The sequence below is a fragment of the Treponema sp. R80B11-R83G3 genome, from assembly GCF_054786115.1.
In genome coordinates this window covers 1-4,255 of the sequence record NZ_BDHF01000110.1, presented here as the reverse complement: position 1 = coordinate 4,255, position 4,255 = coordinate 1, and the positions used below count along the sequence as shown (strand labels likewise).

Here is a 4,255-nt window from a genome sequence, read left to right as displayed (position 1 = left end):
ACACATTTTAAATTATGGCGTATCCATATAGGAATCACTGTAAAAGGCATCTGCTTAGATTGTCTTTAATCTGCGGTGTTATTAATTTTGAAAACAGGTGTAAATAATGGGTTGTCGAACAAGTCTACTGTTTAAAACAGCGGTTAATGTGTCTCCATAACGTACTACTCCGTCTAATCCATGTTGTGGTAATTGTGTAAGTGAAAGCGTAATTGTTCCTGCCAATTTTGGATCACCACCATTGTCGGTGTTATCACTGCCACAAGCAGAAAATGCCATTACCAAAGCAACCAACCCAAGAAAAAATTTTCTCATAATTTTCATAAAATCCTCCTTAAATTTTCTTTGCGCCAACGGCGCATTTAATTTTTTCTTCTCCTAAACCCTAAAACAACAAATTCCCCGTGCCATGGAGGGCACGGAGCGACGACAAATTTGGGGTAAAAAAATTGTCGTTTAACGTTTGGCGGTAAACGACGTTTTTTTGCGCCCGATGAGGAAAACCGCGAAGCGGTTTTACGGGCGCAAAAAAATGTGGGTGGAGTGAGGCGTGGGCGTCTTTAGGCGACCTAGCCGAACGGAACCCCGAGCCGCCGAAGGCGGCGATGCGTTTACCGGCCTGTTATGCGATGCACCACCACACGCCGCCATATCGTACTACGCCGATTTGTTATGCTTTATATTTTCTTTATCAATACCCTTGCGAAACACTTTTTACCATTTATATATGGAAAATATTGTTTACCATCTATAATTTTATACCCCTTTTCCAATATACCGTTAAAAATGGGGAATATGCTAATAGCTATAGATTTTTTATAATCGCTAGGTATGTAACAATTATCCACTACTAATGTTTTTGAATCATCATATTTTTTATATTTTTCGGGTATCTCTTTTAAGGGAATTATTTTTAAATATTTATATTTTGGTCTATTTTTTATTGTGAAATTTGTATACCAATATGCCCTATTTTCTACTAATTCTTTTTTAGGATTTAAGAAAAAATCCACTCTGTTAAATCCAGCCCATACCTTATTATCCATAAAATAAGGGATAAATGCCGTAGTTACCGGATTAGTCATTGCAGATATAATTAAAAACTTTTTACCACTTTTAATAATTAATTCCCAATAATCTGACGATCTTGAAAACGGCGGATTTGTGCATACAATGTCAGTTTCTTCTTTAAGTATTTTTAACGAAGTAGGGTGATCAAAACTGCCGGTATAACCTTCGGGATATTCCTTAAATTCTTTGAAACCGTCTTTTGTAAATATATACCCTTTTGCCCCTTGATTAAATAAATCCACTACACCGCTATAATGTGTGCATATTAGTTTTTTTAATCCAAGATATTGGAAGTAGTGTATGAAATATATAGCAAATGCCGACGTATTTCTTTCGTCATCATCAACGGCGTCATCACAATTACAAAATACGGTTTTATTTTTCCAAATATTTTTATTATACATTTTTAATTCTTTTTCAATATCTTCGTATCTTGTATAAAATTCGTCATTTTTTATCTTTTGTGCTTTTTGCAATAAATCCTTTCTTGTAACACCTCTTTCTTCAAGAGACGGAGTTGTTTTCTTTATTATTTTTACAATTTGTTTTTTACTTTCTGTTTTAATAAATATTTCTTTCACAAACATTTTATGGGATTTAATGAATTTAACATAATCCTTAAACAATGGAGTATTATAAAAATATATTTCCTTGCTTTTTTCTTCCCTAAGAAAAGAATATTTTTCTTTAATGTCATTTTCCACCTGTGCCATATTTTTAACCTCACAAGTGAATAAATACTGGTATTTGTTCTCTTTAGATTTACCAGTCATATTATCATATTCTTTTAAACGTCTTTCCAGATCATTTGTTTTTCCGATTTTACATTTAGAAGGTTCTAAAGATGCCTGAACGATATAAATATATTGTTTAACCGCCTTACTTTTTGCCAAAACAAGCCCCTTTTACCGTCAAGTTTAATTGAATTATAATAGCATATTTCAATATTACTGTTCAAGTGCCGTTTTGGGGTTATTTTTACCGTTTTTTGAAGGTTGCCCGGCAATAAAACCTTTAATTTATACATTAAATTTAATATCGCTGGTTATGTTTTGCTCTTATATATCTTTGTGGTGGTGTTTCGCATAACGTCCGGCGGTAAACGACGTTTTTTTGCGCCCGATGAAGAAAACCGCGTAGCGGTTTTTCGGGCGCAAAAAAATGTGGCGTAGAAAAACCGTGCAGAGGGCGAAGCCCGAACACGGTTTTTCGTAGCCCGAGCCGCCGAAGGCGGCGATGCGTTTACCGGCCTGTTAGACGACGTACCACCATTTCATTCTACAATATTTCATTAAATTCTATATTATTATAATATTTACTTTCTTTACATATTTTTATTTCTTCAATGTCAAATATTTTTTGTTTTATTTTTTCTTTTATTATCTTTATTATTTCTGGTTTTAATATTTTCAAATCATTTGTTATAATTTCATATACTATAGCCAAATCTATTCCGACATAATCATGCACTATTCTATTTCTAAAATCCTTTATTTTTTGCCATTCAATATTCGGATAATCATTTTTTAATTCTTCGGTTGTCTTTGAAGTATTTTCTCCTATATTTACCAATAATGTAAGTGAAGCATTTAGATTCATTTGTTCATTTAATTCAAACAATTCTTCCGCATCATTTATTTTTTCGGTATATTTCCATATTTTTCCGATATATTCCAAAATATTTAACAAATATAATAAATCATTTTTCTCATTGGGTAACATATTTCATATCCTTTTCAGCACGATGTAAAATTATTGGATTAGCATACTTTTTAATCATTATGTCTACTTCTTTTTCAGTAATTTTTTCGAGATCATTTTTTAAACCTACTAAATTCTTAATATTATAGTTCTCCGAGTCAATAAAAAAATCAATATCATTTGCCTTTTCCCCTCGCGCAAATGAGCCAAACACACCTATTCTCTCAAGGTTGTATTTTTTGAGTAAATTCTCGTTTTTTATAGCCTTTTCCAAGGCATTTATTGTTTCAATATTCATAAATAGAATTTTACATCATTTTTTTAACCTTTTCAAGTGTTTTTTTGAATATTTTTTCATATAAAATTTTCAGTGGTATTTCGCTTAACGTCTGGCGGTAACTGACGTTTTTTTGCGCCCGATGATGAAAACCGCGAAGCGGTTTTACGGGCGCAAAAAAATGTGGCGGAGCAAAGCACCACAAAGGGGCGAAGCCCCGACTGGTGCTTTGCGTAGCCTAGCCGCCGTCAGGCGGCGTGCAGTTACCGACCTGTTAAACGCCGGTTTTGCTCCAATAAATGTTTTATATCATTTTTTAATTATTTTTTAAGTATATATTTTAAAATAACTTTATATTCCAATATTATTAAACGTTTTAAAGAAGACGCACAGCCATAATCTAATAAATTTATATTTAAATGATAATAAGCGTATCTTGAAGAAGGCGAAAAGCCATAATCGAATAAAATTTTAGATCAAATATTTAAATCATTTTTCCTTGCGCTGTTTGTAGGTAACGTTTAGCCTATATGTAATAAATTTATTTTTCAATGATAACAAACATAATCTGAAGTATGCGAATAGCCCAAATTTGAGTAAATTTGTTTAAAATAATATGCCCAAACTCTATTATTTATATTTTGCGGCATACGTCTAACCTTTATGGAATAATTTTAGTTTTATTGATACTAAGCGTATTCTGAAGAAGGCGAACAGCCATAATCGAATAAATTTTAGATCAATTATTTAAATCATCTTATCTGGCACCGTTTGTAGGTAACGCTTAGCCCTTTTAGGTAAAATTTTATTTTGCCTTACAAAACTGGCGTTTAACGTTTCGGCGGTAACTGACGTTTTTGCTTTTGCGATAAGGAAACTGCGAAGCAGTTTCTCGCAAAAGCAAAAATGTGGCGGAGCGAAACGCCACAAAGGGGCGTAGCCCCGACTAGCGTTTTGCGTAGCCCGAGCCGCCGTAAGGCGGCGAAGCAGTTACCGACCTGTTAGGCGAAGTTATTTTTCCTTTTATTAATTTTCAGAAAATATATCTCCAAAAATAACATCAAGTTTTGAATCAATATTATTTGAAAAATCTTTATGAGGTATTTCTAATTTTTCTAAAATATTCTTAAAACGCCTATACCCTTCTTTTGAGTGCAACTCAACCCAATGAACATTAGAATGATCTAATTGATTTTTATTTTGATC

Annotated in this window: 5 protein-coding genes; all 5 read right to left on the bottom strand. The window is 32.9% G+C overall.

Annotated elements, in window-relative coordinates; translation table 11 throughout:
* Positions 1-81 precede the first annotated feature (81 nt).
* Complete coding sequence (locus ACYVRH_RS11105) at positions 82-324, bottom strand: hypothetical protein (protein ID WP_461256980.1); 243 nt, start codon at positions 322-324, stop codon at positions 82-84.
* Positions 325-677: 353 nt separating this feature from the next.
* Positions 678-1,964 (bottom strand): adenine-specific methyltransferase EcoRI family protein, encoded by a 1,287-nt coding sequence (locus ACYVRH_RS11100; protein WP_461256979.1) that lies wholly within the window; start codon positions 1,962-1,964, stop codon positions 678-680.
* Between the two features lie 385 nt (positions 1,965-2,349).
* Positions 2,350-2,793, bottom strand: coding sequence for a HepT-like ribonuclease domain-containing protein (locus tag ACYVRH_RS11095; RefSeq protein WP_461256978.1), 444 nt, complete (start codon positions 2,791-2,793; stop codon positions 2,350-2,352).
* Positions 2,780-3,070, bottom strand: a complete 291-nt coding sequence (locus tag ACYVRH_RS11090; protein ID WP_461256977.1) for a nucleotidyltransferase family protein — start codon at positions 3,068-3,070, stop codon at positions 2,780-2,782. The genes ACYVRH_RS11095 and ACYVRH_RS11090 overlap by 14 nt, the downstream gene beginning before the upstream one ends.
* A gap of 1,005 nt (positions 3,071-4,075) precedes the next feature.
* The coding region (locus ACYVRH_RS11085; RefSeq protein WP_461256976.1) for a hypothetical protein at positions 4,076-4,255 on the bottom strand (180 nt) is incomplete at its 5' end.